The sequence below is a fragment of the Flavobacterium terrae genome (assembly GCF_900142035.1).
Taxonomy (GTDB): Bacteria; Bacteroidota; Bacteroidia; order Flavobacteriales; family Flavobacteriaceae; genus Flavobacterium; species Flavobacterium terrae.
Genome location: NZ_FQZI01000003.1, coordinates 297,258 through 313,693, shown reverse-complemented (window position 1 = coordinate 313,693; position 16,436 = coordinate 297,258). Strand labels below are relative to the sequence as shown.

The following is a 16,436-nucleotide window of genomic DNA, read 5'->3' as shown; positions in this document are numbered from 1 at the left end:
ATAAAAAAATGTTAAAGAGAATAGGATTGCTATATTTTGATAAAATAATATAAGTATTTTTAGACGACTAATCAACCAAAAACAAAATGAAAAGAATCTTTTTACTATTATTTTGGAGTGTTTTTTTAACATCCAATATTAATGCCCAAGAGTACTTTCCTAATAATGAGAGTACAAAAAGTAAATCCTCCGTTTTTATAGCTTTCACAAACGCAAAAATACATGTTTCTCCTTCAGAGGTAATTGAAAGAGGAACATTGCTAATAAAAGATGGGAAAGTCATCGCTGTTGGTACTTCAGTTTTAGTTCCTAAAAATGCAATGCAGATAAATTTAGAGGGAAAGTACATTTACCCTTCATTTATTGATATGTATACAAATTTTGGTATAGAAGTGCCTAAAACTTCTAGAAGTGAAGGGAATAATAATCCTTTATATGATACAAAAAGGAAAGGATATTATTGGAATGAGCACATTAAAACTGAAGTGAATGCTAGTGATAGTTTTAAATTTGATCAAATTAAAGCCGAAGAATTTTTAAAAGCTGGTTTTGGAGTTGTGGGAACTCATGTACCTGATGGAATTGCCAGAGGAACAGGTGCATTGGTATTATTAAATAATGATAAAGAGACTAATAAGTTTTTGTCAACAGTAACAACTAATCATTTTGCATTTACTAAAAGTCAGTTTTCAAATCAAGCTTATCCATCATCATTAATGGGGATGTTGGCATTATTGAAGCAGATGTATCATGATGCAAAATGGTATAAAGAAGGTAATTCAGATTATAGAGATGCTTCGTTAGAAGCATTGATCAAAAATGAAAAAATTGTACAAATTTTCGCTTCAGAAGATAAATTAAATAGCTTAAGAGTTGCTAAATTAGGAAAAGAATTTGGAATAAATTATATTTTAAAAGGATCAGGAAATGAGTTTGAGCGTATAGACGAAATTAAAAAAACTAATGCAAAATTTATTATTCCTATTAACTTCCCTGATGGTTATGATGTTTCTGATCCTTACCAAGCAAATCAAATGGAGTTAGCAGATTTACGTTTTTGGAATCAAGCGCCTACAAACCCTAAATCTTTGTCAGAAAACGGAATAATTTTCGCTCTTACAACTGATAAGTTAAAAAAGCTTGATGACTTTAGGACAAATCTTTTAAAAGCAATAAAATATGGTTTTGACAAAACCAAAGCTTTAGAATCTTTGACTACCATTCCAGCTTCATTATTAGGTAAGTCTGATGAAATAGGCAGTCTCAAAAAAGGAAACATTGGAAATTTCTTAATTACTTCTGGGGATATTTTTGATTCTAAAACGATAATTTATGAAAATTGGGTTCAAGGAAATAAGTTTATTATCAATGATATGAACCTAAAAGACATAAGAGCTGAATACCTGTTAACTATTGGGAATGATAATTATAAGCTGAAAATAGATGGAGAGATAAATTCACTAAAAGCAGATGTGAAATTAGCAAATGATAAAAAGGTTAATTCTAAATTAACATTGGCAAACAATTGGTTGAATTTGCTTTTAAAGACAGCAGATACTACAAAAACAGAGTTTCATCGTTTAACAGCCTTTGTTTCTGATACAAATATAATTTCTGGTAAAGCCGTTTTAGCTAATGGAATTGAAACTCTTTGGTCAGCAAAAAAAGTTCCAGTTTCAGCAGAAACTAAAAAGGAAGAAGAAAAGAAAAGTGAAATAAATAAAGTTTTTCCGGTGACATACCCTAATTTGCCATATGGTAATGTTCAAAAACCAAATCAAAAGACTATTTTATTTAAGAATGTAACTGTTTGGACAAATGAAAAAGAAGGTGTTCTTACTGAGACTGATGTTTTAATAAAAAATGGTAAAATAGCTTCAGTTGGTAAAAATTTAGCCGATCCATTAGCTCTTGTTGTTGATGGCAAAGGGAAGCATTTAACAAGTGGTATAATTGATGAACATTCCCATATTGCTATTTCAAGAGGAGTAAATGAAAGCGGACATAATTCTTCTGCAGAAGTAACTATCGAGGATGTAGTAAATTCTGATGATATTAATATATACAGAAATTTAGCTGGTGGAGTTACAACTTCTCAATTATTGCATGGTTCGGCAAACCCTATTGGCGGCCGATCTGCAATTGTTAGATGGAAATGGGGATTAGCTCCAGAAGAGATGATTTTTCAAAATTCTCCCAAGTTTATCAAGTTTGCATTAGGGGAAAATGTAAAGCAATCGAATTGGGGAATTCAAAATCCAACAAGATTTCCTCAGTCTCGAATGGGAGTTGAACAAGTTTTTATAGACTATTTTACCAGAGCACAAGAGTATGATAGATTATGGAAAGAGTATAACTCTCAAGGAAAAATGGGTAATTTAAAAAAGCCAAGAGTAGATTTAGAATTACAAACATTAGCTGAAATTATTAATAAAAAAAGATTTATCTCTTGTCATTCATATGTGCAATCAGAAATTTTAGGATTGATGAGAGTGGCAGAAAAATTCAACTTTAATGTAAATACATTTACACACATTCTTGAGGGTTATAAAGTAGCTGATGAAATGAAAAAACATGGAGTTGGAGCTTCAACTTTTTCAGATTGGTGGGCATACAAATTTGAAGTAAATGATGCTATACCTTATAATGCAGCTTTAATGCATAAACAAGGTTTAATTGTTGCAATAAATTCTGATGATGCTGAGATGTCTCGACGTTTAAATCAAGAAGCAGCTAAAACTGTAAAATATGGTGGAGTTTCAGAAGAAGAAGCTTGGAAAATGGTAACATTGAATCCAGCTAAACTATTACATTTAGATGATAAAGTGGGGAGTATCAAAGTAGGAAAAGATGCAGATGTTGTTTTGTGGAGTGATAATCCATTATCTATTTATGCCAAAGCAGAGAAAACGTTAATTGAAGGAGTTGTTTATTTTGACAAAGATTTAGATGTTCTTAAACGTGATGAAATTGCAAAAGAAAGAGCTGAAATAATTACACAATTGCTACAAGAAAAAAACCAAGGTATGGCTACACAACCAGCCTCAAAAAAGGAAAAAGTACATTATCATTGTGACACTTTAGAAGAATAGTTTATGAAAAAATATATAAAATTAGCTTTTATAATACTCTCTTGTGTGAGTATGAAAGCGCAACAAATACCTGCATCAAAGCAAGCTAAACCAACATTAATACTAAATGCTACTGCACATTTAGGAAATGGAGAGGTTATTGAAAATTCTGTAATAGGTTTTAAAGAAGGAAAATTAACAATAGTTGCAGATGCAACTACTATTCGTTTAGATATGTCAGCCTATGAAAATGTTATTGATGCCAAAGGAAAACATGTTTATCCGGGATTTATAGCTCCTAATTCAACAATAGGTTTGGTTGAGATTGATGCTGTAAAAGCTTCTGATGACGAAAGAGAAATAGGAGGAATGACTCCTAACGTAAGAAGTCTTATAGCTTATAATTCAGAGTCTAGAATAATTGAAACTGCACGTTTAAATGGCGTTTTATTAGCACAAATTACCCCTAGAGGAGGTAGAATAACTGGAACATCATCTATTGTTCATTTCGATGCTTGGACATGGGAGGATGCAATAATTAAAGAAAACGATGGTATACATTTAAATTTCCCTACTACTTTTAAACGTTCTGGATGGTGGGCAGAACCAGGAACTATAGAAAGTAATAAAGATTATACGAAACAAGTTGATGAAATTAACTCGTTTTTTGGAAAGTCAAGGGTTTACTTGGCAGAGCCATCATCTGTTAAAAATTTGATTTATGAATCGATGAAAGGATTGTTTGATGGGAGCCAAATTTTGTATATTAATGCTAATGAAGAAAAACAATTAATAGATGCAATTCGTATAGGCAAAGAGAATGGAGTAAAAAGAATGGTCGTAATTGGAGGGTATCAAGCAGTTAAAGTGGTAGATTTATTAAAGGCTAATCAAATAGGAGTCTTAATAGGAAGAGTCCACGAATTGCCTAGACTAGATCAAGATGATATTGATCAGCCTTTTAAATTAGCAAAATCATTAACTGATTTAGGTATTTTAGTTGGATTAGAAAATAGTGGTGATATGGAGCGAATGAATGTTCGTAATTTACCATTTCAAGCAGGTACTACAGTAGCGTATGGGCTAACAAAAGAAGACGCTCTAAAAACAATAACATTAAATACAGCTAAAATTTTAGGAATAGATAAGCAAGTAGGTTCACTAGAAGTAGGAAAGGATGCAACACTTTTTATATCATTTGGTGATGCCTTAGATATGAGAACAAATCAAATTTCAAAAGCTTTTATTCAAGGACGTGATATAGTTTTAGAATCGCATCAAACAGAATTGTATAAAAAGTATAAAGAAAAATATAATCAATAAAAAAAGCCCTCGTTTAGAGGGCTTTTTAATTTATTTAAAGTTTTTAATTCCGTTTTCTAACCAAGTTTTATATTCTGAAGCTTCTGGCATATAAGCTACTGGAGTATTTAAAACTTCACTTGTTTTAGGATTAAATAGCACATAAAAAGGTTGGGAGTTTGATTTAAAAAATTCAGTTTGAAAATGTGCCCATTTGTGGCCGTAATTTTCAAGAATTCTTGTTCCTCCATCTGATTTTATTACTTCTAATTGTTCTTCTTCCGATAATTGTTTTTTATCATCAACATAAAGAGAAATTAAAACAACATCATTTCTTAATATTTTATCAATTTCAGGTTTTGACCAAACATGTTCCTCCATTTTACGACAATTTACACATGCATAACCTGAAAAATCAATCAATACTGGTTTGTTTTTTTCCTTTGCATATGCTAATCCTGATTTTAAATCCTTAAAACAATTTAAATTATTTGGACAATCATTAGGGTAGAAAATACTATAGCCAACAGGTGGTGCCAATCCACTCAACAAACTTAAAGGGGTAAAAGTTTTTGTTTCCTCATTTACTCTAAAACCTGAAGTTAAGTATCCAACGAAAAGTGCTGTAACAACTCCAAAGATAATTCTGAAAGTAGATAGTTTTTGTATTGGTGAATCATGTGGAAATTTTATTTTTCCTAATAAATATAGAGCCAATCCCGTAAAAATAATAATCCATAAAATTAAGAAAGGTTCAATTTTTAAAATCCCCCAATGTTTTACTAAATCTGCGTTAGATAAAAATTTAAATGCAAGAGCCAATTCTAGAAAACCTAGAATTACTTTTGTTGTATTCAACCAACCACCTGACTTAGGTAAGGAATTCATCATATTTGGAAACATAGCAAATAAAGCAAAAGGTAAACCTAAAGCAAATCCAAAACCAGCCATTCCTGCAGTTAATTGCCATGCACCTCCATCAGCAGTTAATGAGCCAGCCAATAATGAACCCAAAATTGGCCCAGTACATGAAAAAGAAACAAGAGCTAATGTCAAAGCCATGAAGAATATTCCTAAAACGCCACCTATGTTTTCTCCTTGTGTAGTTTTATTCATCCAGCTTGAAGGTAGAGTCAATTCATAATATCCAAAAAATGAAAATGCAAAAAAGATGAAAATCACAAAAAAGAAAATATTTAACCAAACATTAGTTGAAATTTCATTAAGAATGTCAGGATTCACACTATCTAATAAATGGAATGGTACACTTAATAATAAATATACGGCTAAGATAAATGCTCCATATAATAATGCTTTACCAATTCCTCCAGATTTACTTGACCCACTACTTTTTGTAAAAAAACTAACTGTTAAGGGAATCATTGGAAAGACACAAGGTGTTAATAAAGCTAGTAATCCTCCTATGAATCCTAAACCAAAAATTTTCCAAAGACTACTCTTTTCAGTAATAACTTCATTTTCTTTTGTATCAGAGGTTGATTGAATTTGTTTTACATCAGATACATTTAGGCCATATAGTTTTTGGTTAATTTCTTCGGATTTAAGACCTACTGGTCGATTTTCGTCTGTGATTAATGGTACAGCGATTACCTCACTAGTATCTTTTACTAGCGTGTCTTTAACAACAGATTTTTCAGCTTTAGATTCCTCTATACTGCTAATTGGTAATTTAATATCAAACGTTTTGTCTTGTTGAATACATGCTTCTTTACATACTTGATATTCAATATATACTTTTGCTGAAGTTACTTTTGGATTCGTAATTTTTATAGTTTGACGAAATTGTGCTTTATTTTCAAACAAATATTCATCTACTTCAAAAATATCACTGTACACTTTTTTGTAAGGGCTCTCTTTTGTTTTTCCAACTAAAGTATAATTTCCTTTAGCATTTTTATATTGAATAACTGTTGGTAAAGAAGCTTCATCAGGTGTAAACTGTGAGAACATATGCCATTCATGTTCTATTGTGGCATCTAAAACCAACACAAATTCTGTATCAGACTTTTTTTCTACCGAAGTTTTCCAAGATACTGGATCTAATATTTGAGCGTTTCCTATAAAGCTTAATAAAACTAGAAGAATTGAGGCGAATAGTTTTTTCATTACTGTAATTCTATTTTTAATATTTGTTGTGTGTTATTATTTGCTAAAAATCGTTGGTCTGCACGATGGTTTATAATCCAAATCACTTCGTTGTTTGAGCATAATAGCCAAGTATTTTCTTTGTCAATTAATGAAAACTTCTCATCCTTGAAGTATTTGCTTACTTTCTTTTTCCCTTGCATTCCCGAAGGGTAAAAATAATCACCTTCTTGCCATTTTCTTATTTTTAGTGGAAATTTTAACTTTTCTTTATTGACAAAAATACATGACTTAGTAGGTTCAGAAATGTAACTTTGGTTACAAATAGATAAATTTATTGGTTTTACTATAGAATTTTCGTTTTCATTTATTGAAAAAGATTCCTCATTATTGTTGATTCCTATTTCTGAAAGTATAAGTTGATTTCTATCTTTTAGTAGACGGTAATTTTCTGAAAAGATTTGTTTTCCAGATTGACTGTGAATCAATTCGTATATCGATTGCCAGTCAGAAAAACCAAATGATTTTAACCATTCATATAAGTATGATTTATAGTTTTCGAGTTGGACTAATTTTTCAATATCAAAGTAGGTCTCGCTATTTTTTTGAGTAGCAATCACTTTAAAATTAGTATTTAATGCATCTTTAACTAATGTATTAGTTCCAGAAATATTTTTAATAGTATTTTCAAATGATTCTAATAAACTTGGGTTTAGTTCTTTTAATATAGGAATAACATGATGTCTAATTTTATTTCTGAAATACTTATCGGAAGCATTACTTGAATCTTCGCGCCATTCTATCTTATTTTCTTTGGCGTAATTTTCAATTTCATCTCTTGAAAAAATCAATAGGGGACGGATAACATTCCTGTTCACTTCTGGAATTCCAGTTAATCCTTCAATCCCTGTTCCTCTTGTGAAATTGATTAAAAAGGTTTCTAAAGAATCATCTAAATGATGAGCAGTTAATAGGAAATCATAACCTTCTTTTTCTAATAATTCATTAAACCAATTGTATCGTAATTCCCTAGCTGCTTGTTGGATAGAGATTTTTTTTTCTTCTGAATAATTTTTTGTGTCAAATGATTTGTAATGCCCTTTGATAGTATACTTTTTTGATTGTGTTTTGACAAACTCTTCATCTCCATTACTTTCTTCTTCTCTTAGTTGAAAATTGCAATGTGCAATACCTAATTTAAAGTCAAGTTTTGAAAATAAATCGACTAAAACCATACTGTCAATACCACCACTAACTGCTAGAAGTAGATTTTTACCAGTTATGAATGACAAGTTCTTTTCAATGTGTTGTTTTAAATATTGAAGCATTTTCAAAAGTATGAAATTTAACTCACTAGAACATCATGCATAGCTTTTGCTTTTAAAAGGCATTCTTCATATTCTTTTTCAGGTTCAGAAAGTGCAGTAATGGCGCTACCAACTGAGAAAGAAATGTATTTCTCTTCGGCATTATATAAAATACTTCTAATAACTACATTAAAATCAAAATCACCAGTAGGAGTAAAGTAACCCATAGCGCCACTGTACAATCCACGTTTGGTTTCTTCTAATTCTTCAATGATTTGCATGGCAGAAATTTTAGGAGCTCCAGTCATGCTACCCATTGGGAATGTTGTTTTTAAAATTTCTACAGGAGATGTATTAATTTCGACCTCAGAAGTGATAGTTGAGATCATTTGATGAACTTGTTTGAAAGTATAAATTTCACATAATTCTTCTACATTAACTGATCCTTTTGAAGCTGTATGTGATAAATCATTGCGAACTAAATCCACAATCATAATATTTTCAGAACGTTCTTTGGGGTTTTGAGCTAATTCGGTTTTTGATTGTCTATCTAATGTAGCATCTTCAAATCGTTTAGAAGTTCCTTTTATAGGTTGTGAAATGATTTTCGTATTTTCTTTTCTTAAATATCTCTCTGGTGATGCAGAGAGTAGGTAATGTTTGTTGTTTTTAAAATAGCAGGCAAAAGGAGGTTCAGATATTTCATCAAGTCTTTTAAAAATTTTTACTGTATCTATAATATTTTCGGCATAAAATTCCATACAGAAATTAGCTTCATAAATATCTCCACGATGAATATGAGTCAACATTTCTTGTACTTTTTCAATATATTTTTCTTTAGAAATACGCTGTTTTACGTTAATATTTGTTTTATGTGATTCTTCTTCAATATTGAAGTTTAAAATCTCTTCAAAATCAGAATCAATTTCATCATCACACATTGCCAAATACGAAATTTCCAATTGATTATCTTTCAAGAAAAATAATTTTTTGGGCTGAAAGAAAAATAAATCAGGAAATTGTAACCCATCAAAGTTATTAGACTTTAGCTTTTCAGTATCATTTTTTAAATCATAGGATAAATAACCAAAAAGCCAGTCTTTTGTTTGTTGTTGGTATTGTTTTAAATCTTCAAAGGCATTATGATAATCTGTTTTTATAGATGTAAAGGCATCAACAGCTAACACAGCATTGTAGCTCGAATACTTTTGAGGGTAGTTGTTACTATCCAAATAGACAATTTCACGAAATTGTTGAGACCAATTCAATAATAGCATTTTGAATTGGTCAACATTTGAAATAGATTTAAAAATAGATGTTCTCAAATTCTTTTTATTGTGTAAAAGTAGCATTTAACACTAAAGTGAACAAAGAAAATCGATATGTTGTAAATAACTTTTTAATTCAATTATGCTATATTGTTATTGGATTTTTACCATCCATAAATCGTTAGCCCCTTTATTTGATGGAACATCATTAGTGTTGCTTTGAGTATCACCTATAATGACAAAGCCATCTTCAGTTTGAATAAAATCATTAGCAATATCAATTTGGTTTCCACCAACAGTTTTTTGCCAATGAATACCGGTATTTGGTCTGTTGTCTATTTCAAATATCCAATAATCATTTTGACCTTTATTAGTCGTACCATCAATGTTGCCTCTTGAACTTCCTACGATACCAAATGATCCATTTTTTAATTTTTTTATAGTATTTGCTGCGTCAAATTCAGGACTTCCAAATGATTTTTCCCAAAGTAATTCTCCATGATCATTGACATGAATTACCCAAGCATCAAAATTTCCTGTATTTTTTGAGATGTCTCCATCAGTACTATTGGATCTCCCAACAATCATGTATGAATTGTTGTCCGTTTTCGCTACACTATTTGCTTGATCAATACCACTTCCACCGAAATTTTTCTTCCAATGTAAGTGACCAGAAGCATCTAATTTAAGAATCCAATAATCATAGCTCCCTTTATTGTTAGTGATATCAAAATCTACACTTTCTGAATAACCAACAAGAATAAATCCACCATCATTTGCCTCTACAATATCATTAATTCTATCGTTTTGTGTTCCCCCAAAATAGCGATACCACTTGAAATTTCCATTGCTATCAAGACGAATGCCAAAATATTCTCCGACTCCGTGTTTAGCAGATGATTTGTTTCCTTTTAACGAATGCCCTTCGCCATGATTGCCATCACCAGGTGTTCCTTCTATACCTGCATAGTCAGCATATCCGCCAACAAAGAAGCCTCCATCTTGAGTTTCAATAATTTTATGAGCATGATCATGACTCATAAAACCATAATTTTTACTCCATAAAATATCTCCGTTGTTATTTATTTTACATACATAAAAATCATGCATTCCTAAATTACCTGGTACATCTCCATCACTACTTGCTGAATAGCCTGCTACAACAAAGTTTCCATCTTTTGTTGGAATTATACTGGTGCCATAATCGTTATTTGATCCTCCAATTGTTTTACTCCACACTAAATTTCCAGAAGAATTGTATTTTGACAACCAAATATCTACCATGCTATTTGATTTAATAATATCTCCATTATTGCTTTGAGTATAACCTAAAACAATAAAACCACCATCATTAGTCTTAACAACTCCTGTCATGTATTCATCTTGAGTGCCACCATAAGTTTTGCTCCAAGATAATTCACCTTTTACTTTTTCATTTTCATTAGAAGGTTCATTTTCATTATTACATGAAAAAAGTGAAAGTGATAATAAAAAATAGACTAATTTTTTCATTTTACGATTAGCTTTTTAGTACTTCCATTATCAAGTTTTACTAAGTAAAGACCAGCATTTAAATCGCTAACATTAAAGTTAAACTCATTGGCTAAAATTCCAGTAAATTCTTTAACAATTTTACCAACTGTATCAAAAATATAAACCTTTTCGATGTTCTCTTTTGCTTTTATAGTAACTATTGAATTTGCAGGATTTGGACTAAGAGCAACTTTTTTAAGTTCGTATTCTTGAGTGCTTAAAGAACCACTTTTTTTAACAACAAAAAGTCCTCTTTCAATATCACTAATGATTACATTACCGCTTGGAAAATATGGATAAACACTCCATGCTCCGTTATAATTTGCTGAATCACTCGTAGGAAAAGTATCAAAATACCCCACTTCATTCATAGTATTTGATGCATCTATATTAGAGATATCCAAGATTCTCAAACCAGCCCTGTAGTTTGCTAAATAAAAATGATTTCCTAAAGTGTATCCATTATGATCGATTGCAGGTGTAGTTCCAAAATAATTTCCTTTTAATACAGGATTATCTAAATCTGTTAAATCAATAATTACCGATTTTGTGTTAAAACCAAAATTTGTTTCATCGATTTCATCACCTAAAATCCAGTATTTTTTGTTTGGAGTTAACCATCCTTGATGTGTATATGCTGTATTTTGGTATGTAAAAGTTGAAAGTAGAATAGGATTGGACTTATTAGTAACGTCCATGATAACAACTTTTGTTTCATTAGCCCCAAAAAATATTTCTTTTCCTGTATGTTGCGTGTCTGGACCATCATAAATTACGATTTGTGCGTCATGACAATAATTTTGGGCACTATATCCAAATGAAAAAGTTGGGTTTAAAGGGTTTTGAATATTAACAACATGAGGTCCTCCAGAATAGGTGTTAGATCCAATGCAATAGGCATATCCAGTAGCTTCATTAATTGCTATATTATGGCATTTTCCAAAACCGGCATAGTGTGCATCAGGTGTAAAAGTTTGAGGAGTAACTACACCTCTAAGTCTTGTTAAGTCAAATACTTGCATACCATGCCCTGTTGCTTCACTTACAATAAAAGCATAGTTGTTGTACACTTTAATGTCTCTCCATATACTATTTACATTATTATGTGACATAACTTTACCTAAATAAACTGGTGCAACAGGATTAGATATATCAATAAAAGATGTATGACTAGTACAACCTATTATTGCATATTCTTTATTTGTTAATGGATCTGTCCACCCCCAACAATCATTTCCTTGAGTTGATGTTGTTCCTCCAATTTGTGAAAAACTCATTACAGAAAGTAAATCAACATTATTACATTGGAATCCTCCTGCTGTTCCTCCTGAGCAAGGTGTTTGTGCAAAAACGAATAAACCTAATAATAGGAAACAAAGTAAGGTTAATTTTTTTTTCATGATTTTTGGGCTAAATAGTGAATTTTGTTTAAAAAATTAAGTTTGGATGTAAAAATATTAAATATTCTTAATTTTTGACTCTAGTTTAATATATAAAATCGAATAATCTATTAATAGATTAGTTTTTTATAATATCTATTGATTTACGGAATAGACTAAATGGAATGAATAATTTTAAGTAACTTTATATTGATTTTCAGTTAATTATGAATTCTATGAGATCATTTGTTATTTTTTTCTTGATTATTTCCTTTGCTTTTTTTTCTTGTAAAGAAGAAGTCTCTAAAAAGCAAATACCAATTCTTGGAATGAATAGTTTAGGTTGCGCTCCACCTGTTGTTGATGCAGCTTGGTATGCATCTGACAATAAAGCTCCGCTTTTTAAAGGTATGGATGTTATCAATTATAAAATTTCTACCAATAATCCAGAAGCTCAAAAATATTTTAATCAAGGTCTCGCTTTAGCCTATGCTTTTAATCACGCCGAAGCTGCCCGTTCCTTTTATTATGCCACAAAACTTGATCCAAATTGTGCCATGTGTTATTGGGGTTTTGCGTATGTTTTAGGTCCAAACTATAATGCAGGCATGGAGCCTGATAATTATGAAAGAGCTTACAAAGCTATTCAGACAGCATTGAAATTAAGCAATAATGCCACCGATAGTGAAAAAGCTTTGATTCAAGCACTTTCCAAACGTTACGTTGAAAAACCAGTCGAAGATAGAAAACAGCTTGATATTACTTATTCAGAGGCGATGAAAGAAGTTAATAATAGGTTTCCCAATGATATTGATATCAATGCTCTATATGCTGAATCAGTAATGGATTTGCATCCATGGGATTTGTATGAAAAAAATGGAAAGCCTAAACCTTGGACACCTGAAATAGTTTCTCTTTTCGAAAAAATACTTAAAAAGAATCCTAAGCATATAGGAGCAAATCATTTTTACATTCATGCAGTAGAAGCGTCTAGTAGCCCTCAGCGAGCTTATGATTCTGCTAATTTTTTTGATGAAGGTAACGCTAAATCTTTTGGTCATTTAATACATATGTCCTCTCATATTTATATTAGAACAGGAGATTACCATAAAGGCACATTGGCTAATATAAACGCAAGTAAAATTGATAGTACTTATGTTACCATGTGTCACGCTCAAGGAGCTTATCCTTTAGCTTATTATCCACATAATTATCATTTTATGGCCGGAACTGCTACACTTGAAGGGAATTCAAAATGGGCCATGGTTGGTGCCTATGAAACTTCAAAATTGGTGCATCCTAAAAATATGATTCTTCCCGGTTTAGAAACATTACAACATTATTATGTTATTCCTTATTTTGTAGCTGTTAAGTTTGGTAAATGGGATGATATTTTGCAAATGAAATTAGTTTCGGATACTTTAAAATATCCCAAAGCTATTTCGCATTACGCTAAAGGCATAGCATATTTAGGAAAAAAAAATTTTGTAATGGCTAAAGAAGAATCATTACTATTAGATGTTTTAGCCAATGATAAGTCTTTAGAAAAAATGACGATATGGCAAATCAATTCTATGAGTTCGATAGTAAACATTGCAGATAAAGTGTTGAAAGCTGAAATTTTAGCATCAGAAAAAAATTATGTTCAAAGTATTAATCTTCTCCATAAAGCGGTTGAAATTGAAGATGGTCTAAACTATAATGAACCTCCAGATTGGTTTTTTTCTACACGTCATCATCTTGGAGCGGTCTTAATTGAAGCTGGAAAATATAATGAAGCAATTAAAGTTTATGCTGAAGATTTAAAACAATTTCCTAAAAACGGATGGTCATATCAAGGAATGAAATTAGCTTACGAAAAGTTAGACAATAAATCTAAAGTAGCTGAAATGGATAGACTTATTAAAGAAGCTTGGGCATATGCAGATGTAAAAATAACTACGTCGAGAATCAAATAGTAATCTTTTTCTTATATTTGATTAACAAACCTTTTAAATCAAATATTTATGAAAATCGCGACAATTGTTGTAAGAGTTCTGATTGGTGCCTTATTGTTATTTGGTTCTGTCGTTTATTTTTTAAAATTATTTCCTGAACCAACTTTAACTGGAAACCTCAAAACCTTTAACGAGGGATTAACGGCCTCTGGTTATCTAATGAACCTTGTAAAAGGTTTAGAATTACTATGTGGCTTAGCTTTTATTTCAGGGAAATTTATTCGTTTAGCAAATTTGGTTTTGCTACCTATATCTGTAAATATTGTATTAGTGCATTTTTGTTTGGATCCAAAGAATATTGGTGCTGGAGCTTTTTTATTTATTGGAAATCTATTTATGATTTATAGATATTGGGAAAGTTATAAAGAAGTACTTAAACCATAAATAAAAAGCCGTTCATTAGAACGGCTTTTTATTATTATTAATTACATTTTATACATGTAAAGCTCTTTTTCCAGTTGCATCTAAAGCGGCTTCTTTTATAGCCTCAGCAAATGTTGGGTGAGCATGTGACATTCTTGAAATGTCTTCAGCACTTGCACGGAATTCCATAGCGGTTACTGCTTCTGCGATTAAATCGGCAGCACGAGCACCAATCATATGTATACCAAGTACTTCATCAGTAGTAGCATCCGCTAAAATTTTGATGAATCCATCAGTATCAGCACTTGCACGAGCACGACCTAATGCTTTGAATGGGAAGTTACCTACTTTGTAATTTCTTCCTTCAGCTTTTAATTGTTCTTCAGTTTTACCAACAGCAGAAACTTCTGGCCAAGTATAAACTACTCCAGGAATTAAGTTATAATCAATATGTGGTTTTTGACCAGCTAAATATTCAGCAACTAAAACACCTTCTTCTTCCGCTTTGTGAGCTAACATTGCACCACGAACCACATCACCAATAGCATAAATATTCGAAGCTGAAGTTTGTAAATGATCGTTTACTTCAACTTGTCCTCTGTCTGTTAATTTAACACCAGCCTTTTCAGCATTTAAACCATCAGTGTAAGGACGACGACCTACAGCAACTAATGCATAATCTCCGTCAAGTACAATTTCCTCACCTTTAGCATTATCTGCTTTTACAACAACTGCATTTCCGTTACGAGTAACTTCTTTCACTTTGTGTGAAGTGTAAAATTTCATTCCTTGTTTTTTCAATACTTTAGTCAATTCTTTTGACAAAGCACCATCCATTCCTGGAATGATTCTATCCATAAACTCAACAACAGATACTTGAGCTCCTAAACGTAAATACACTTGACCTAATTCTAAACCAATAACTCCACCACCAATAATGATTAAGTGTTTAGGAACTTCTGGTAATTTTAAAGCTTCAGTCGAAGTGATTATTCTTTCTTTGTCAATTGAGATGAATGGTAATGATGAAGGTTTTGATCCTGTTGCAATAATAGTATTCTTTGCCTCAATTTTTTCAACTGAACCATCAGCTTTAGTTACAGCAATTAAATTAGCACTTTCAAAAGAACCTACACCATTAAAAACAGTGATATTGTTTTTGTCCATTAAAAATTTAACTCCACCACTTGTTTGATCTACCACAGCTTGTTTGCGGTCAATCATTTTTTGAAGATTTACCTTTACTTCACCAGATACTTCAATTCCATGATCAGCAAAGTGTTGTAATTCTTCATAATGATGAGAAGAGGCTAATAAAGCCTTAGAAGGTATACATCCTACATTTAAGCAAGTACCTCCAAGTGTAGAATATTTTTCAATAATAGCAGTTTTCATTCCTAGTTGTGCACAACGAATAGCTGCCACATATCCACCAGGTCCTGAACCAATTATAACTACGTCAAATGAACTCATAGTATATATTTTATGTTGTTTTTAAAAAATCAACTGCAAAATTAGTGAATTTTGTTTAGAAGGAATTGTCTTTTAATAAAATATAAACAGAAAGATTTCCAAATAAAAAGCCCTGAAATAGTTCAGGGCTTTTATTTAATTAAATTTCGTCTTGACAAGTGTATACTTGGGGACATGCGATGTAATTTGAGCAATACCATGGACCTGTTACGGAACCAGCGCAATCACATCCGCAAAGTGATAAATCAGGATTTCCTTTTCCTGAACCAACTATCGTTTTTTGAGCATCTCTAGATAATAATTCTGCTCCTTGAATGTTTAAAAGTCTTGATTTCATAATGATATGTTTTAAAATAATTTTTAAATTAAGAATCTTGTCCAGCACATGGATCTATAAAACAAGGAGAACAATAGGGAGGAAGTGGTTTTCCACAAATACAATGGCATGCTCCAACAATTGGGCCACCACCATTTATTAATTTTTGATTTTCTTTTGACAATGTTTCAACACCGTTAATTTTTAAAAGTTTAGTTTTCATTTTTTTAATTTTTGTTTATTTAAAATACTAAAGTAGTCTTTTACTTACAAAGTAAAAAATATTTTTGGGTTATATTATAATTAAGAAATGGGAAGATT

At 31.2% G+C, this 16,436-nt stretch carries 12 protein-coding genes; 4 read left to right on the top strand and 8 right to left on the bottom strand.

Annotation, left to right across the window (positions count from 1 at the left end; all coding sequences use genetic code 11):
* Positions 1-86 precede the first annotated feature (86 nt).
* Positions 87-3,092 carry an amidohydrolase family protein gene (locus BUC09_RS09395; RefSeq protein ID WP_073310900.1) on the top strand — a complete coding sequence of 1,002 codons (3,006 nt, stop codon included), beginning with the start codon at positions 87-89 and terminating at the stop codon, positions 3,090-3,092.
* Positions 3,093-3,095: 3 nt separating this feature from the next.
* Complete coding sequence (locus BUC09_RS09390; RefSeq protein WP_073310898.1) at positions 3,096-4,394, top strand: amidohydrolase family protein; 1,299 nt, start codon at positions 3,096-3,098, stop codon at positions 4,392-4,394.
* A 30-nt stretch (positions 4,395-4,424) separates the two neighbouring features.
* Here the strand turns inward: BUC09_RS09390 and BUC09_RS09385 are convergent, their stop codons facing one another.
* The 5 genes from BUC09_RS09385 to BUC09_RS09365 form a co-directional block, all read right to left on the bottom strand.
* Positions 4,425-6,500 (bottom strand): protein-disulfide reductase DsbD family protein, encoded by a 2,076-nt coding sequence (locus BUC09_RS09385; RefSeq protein ID WP_073310896.1) that lies wholly within the window; start codon positions 6,498-6,500, stop codon positions 4,425-4,427.
* A complete protein-coding gene (tilS, locus tag BUC09_RS09380) occupies positions 6,500-7,807 on the bottom strand; it encodes a tRNA lysidine(34) synthetase TilS (protein ID WP_073310894.1) in 1,308 nt (435 codons plus the stop codon). Before tilS ends, BUC09_RS09385 begins: the two co-directional genes overlap by 1 nt.
* Positions 7,808-7,824: 17 nt before the next feature.
* Complete coding sequence (locus BUC09_RS09375) at positions 7,825-9,111, bottom strand: anthranilate synthase component I family protein (RefSeq protein WP_073311326.1); 1,287 nt, start codon at positions 9,109-9,111, stop codon at positions 7,825-7,827.
* Positions 9,112-9,207: 96 nt separating this feature from the next.
* Complete coding sequence (locus BUC09_RS09370; RefSeq protein WP_073310892.1) at positions 9,208-10,566, bottom strand: hypothetical protein; 1,359 nt, start codon at positions 10,564-10,566, stop codon at positions 9,208-9,210.
* Complete coding sequence (locus BUC09_RS09365) at positions 10,563-11,987, bottom strand: choice-of-anchor B family protein (protein WP_073310890.1); 1,425 nt, start codon at positions 11,985-11,987, stop codon at positions 10,563-10,565. The genes BUC09_RS09370 and BUC09_RS09365 overlap by 4 nt, the downstream gene beginning before the upstream one ends.
* 215 nt (positions 11,988-12,202) lie before the next feature.
* On the opposite strand from BUC09_RS09365, the gene BUC09_RS09360 reads away from it, so the two are divergent.
* Both BUC09_RS09360 and BUC09_RS09355 read left to right on the top strand, forming a co-directional pair.
* Positions 12,203-13,924, top strand: coding sequence for a tetratricopeptide repeat protein (locus BUC09_RS09360; protein WP_073310888.1), 1,722 nt, complete (start codon positions 12,203-12,205; stop codon positions 13,922-13,924).
* Between the two features lie 48 nt (positions 13,925-13,972).
* A complete protein-coding gene (locus BUC09_RS09355; protein WP_073310886.1) occupies positions 13,973-14,347 on the top strand; it encodes a DoxX family protein in 375 nt (124 codons plus the stop codon).
* Between the two features lie 48 nt (positions 14,348-14,395).
* Here the strand turns inward: BUC09_RS09355 and lpdA are convergent, their stop codons facing one another.
* The 3 genes from lpdA to BUC09_RS14815 all read right to left on the bottom strand — a co-directional run bounded on the left by lpdA (position 14,396) and on the right by BUC09_RS14815 (position 16,338).
* Positions 14,396-15,799 carry a dihydrolipoyl dehydrogenase gene (lpdA, locus tag BUC09_RS09350; protein ID WP_073310884.1) on the bottom strand — a complete coding sequence of 468 codons (1,404 nt, stop codon included), beginning with the start codon at positions 15,797-15,799 and terminating at the stop codon, positions 14,396-14,398.
* A gap of 139 nt (positions 15,800-15,938) precedes the next feature.
* Positions 15,939-16,136 (bottom strand): hypothetical protein, encoded by a 198-nt coding sequence (locus BUC09_RS09345; protein WP_073310882.1) that lies wholly within the window; start codon positions 16,134-16,136, stop codon positions 15,939-15,941.
* 28 nt (positions 16,137-16,164) lie between these two features.
* Complete coding sequence (locus BUC09_RS14815; protein WP_159432946.1) at positions 16,165-16,338, bottom strand: hypothetical protein; 174 nt, start codon at positions 16,336-16,338, stop codon at positions 16,165-16,167.
* Positions 16,339-16,436 lie beyond the last annotated feature (98 nt).

Bases quoted from the DNA above. Each gene is read 5' to 3' on its own strand.
- BUC09_RS09395 (WP_073310900.1), top strand. From the start codon at position 87: ATGAAAAGAATCTTTTTACTATTATTTTGGAGTGTTTTTTTAACATCC.
- BUC09_RS09390 (WP_073310898.1), top strand. From the start codon at position 3,096: ATGAAAAAATATATAAAATTAGCTTTTATAATACTCTCTTGTGTGAGT.
- BUC09_RS09385 (WP_073310896.1), bottom strand. From the start codon at position 6,500: ATGAAAAAACTATTCGCCTCAATTCTTCTAGTTTTATTAAGCTTTATA.
- tilS (WP_073310894.1), bottom strand. From the start codon at position 7,807: ATGCTTCAATATTTAAAACAACACATTGAAAAGAACTTGTCATTCATA.
- BUC09_RS09370 (WP_073310892.1), bottom strand. From the start codon at position 10,566: ATGAAAAAATTAGTCTATTTTTTATTATCACTTTCACTTTTTTCATGT.
- BUC09_RS09365 (WP_073310890.1), bottom strand. From the start codon at position 11,987: ATGAAAAAAAAATTAACCTTACTTTGTTTCCTATTATTAGGTTTATTC.
- BUC09_RS09360 (WP_073310888.1), top strand. From the start codon at position 12,203: ATGAGATCATTTGTTATTTTTTTCTTGATTATTTCCTTTGCTTTTTTT.
- BUC09_RS09355 (WP_073310886.1), top strand. From the start codon at position 13,973: ATGAAAATCGCGACAATTGTTGTAAGAGTTCTGATTGGTGCCTTATTG.
- lpdA (WP_073310884.1), bottom strand. From the start codon at position 15,799: ATGAGTTCATTTGACGTAGTTATAATTGGTTCAGGACCTGGTGGATAT.
- BUC09_RS09345 (WP_073310882.1), bottom strand. From the start codon at position 16,136: ATGAAATCAAGACTTTTAAACATTCAAGGAGCAGAATTATTATCTAGA.
- BUC09_RS14815 (WP_159432946.1), bottom strand. From the start codon at position 16,338: ATGAAAACTAAACTTTTAAAAATTAACGGTGTTGAAACATTGTCAAAA.